The sequence below is a fragment of the Pseudomonas sp. SIMBA_068 genome (assembly GCF_046534705.1).
In the GTDB taxonomy this organism is placed as follows: Bacteria; Pseudomonadota; Gammaproteobacteria; order Pseudomonadales; family Pseudomonadaceae; genus Aquipseudomonas; species Aquipseudomonas putida.
The window spans coordinates 1-248 of record NZ_JAWRYI010001229.1 but is presented as its reverse complement, the minus strand read 5'-3'; the positions used below and the strand labels follow the sequence as shown (position 1 = coordinate 248).

The following is a 248-nucleotide window of genomic DNA, read 5'->3' as shown; positions in this document are numbered from 1 at the left end:
ATTGTGCGTTTGTTAATACAAACCTAAATTTGAATTCGTAATATGCCAAAATACACACAAACACAGCTTCTAATATAATAAACACAACGCCAATTAAACTTGCTGTTTGTACATAATATAAAGCAATAAAAATGCATATCAATACCCATACCGCGTTAGCTATTGCCAATACAGTGATTGTGTAAACAGGCTTAGTAATTAATAAAGCAAGGGTTAAAGCGTAAATCCCATAGATAACATTGGCACTG

1 protein-coding gene is annotated in these 248 nt (G+C 32.3%); it reads right to left on the bottom strand.

Annotation, left to right across the window (positions count from 1 at the left end; translation table 11 throughout):
* A partial coding sequence (locus SB756_RS33460) for a hypothetical protein (protein WP_410913684.1) occupies positions 1 to 248 on the bottom strand: 248 nt, incomplete at both ends.